This window comes from Streptomyces mutabilis, from assembly GCF_014649815.1.
Classification (GTDB): Bacteria; Actinomycetota; Actinomycetes; order Streptomycetales; family Streptomycetaceae; genus Streptomyces; species Streptomyces mutabilis.
In genome coordinates this window covers 1-523 of record NZ_BMTT01000309.1, presented here as the reverse complement: position 1 = coordinate 523, position 523 = coordinate 1, and the positions used below count along the sequence as shown (strand labels likewise).

At 33.3% G+C, this 523-nt stretch carries 1 protein-coding gene; it reads right to left on the bottom strand.

Going from position 1 to position 523, the window contains the following annotated elements:
- Positions 1-523 (bottom strand): Abi family protein (locus IE142_RS35970; protein ID WP_191889533.1); only part of this gene is annotated, 523 nt, incomplete at both ends.

Sequence of the window (523 nt, the reverse complement as noted above, 5' to 3'; positions counted from 1 at the left end):
GGAGCATGAGTTATGTAGGAGTTACTTAAACAGGTGTTATGGTTATCAACAAAACCAGATGGCAACCTGTAATTACTATTCCAAGTTCTTGAATTATGAGAACATCTGTTTCTTAATTCTTTTAATGCTTTCATCCATGACTTGATCTCACTGAAAGATCTAGCTCCCATACTGATAGCAAAATCACGTAATGAGTTATTTCCACCGACATCAAATTTAGTAGTTAGTAATCCATCAATTATCCTAACTAAAGAATCAAAAGTTATAAGCTCCGCCGTTATCCAAAAAGGAGCTGACTTCCTGAATGATGCTTTATTACTCATATAGTTAGCCCTGTAATGCTCAGCGAACTCCATATTAGACTTGTTTAAATATCTAACAAACTTACCTCTTTCACTGGTTAAATCAGTTTTATGAGTAAACAAATCATCATCCAAATACCAAAATGGGTCATTGGTAAATGAAGATACTGAATGGTCTATCCTAGATTTAGCTTTTGTTTCAACTTTTAAGATGAAAAAAT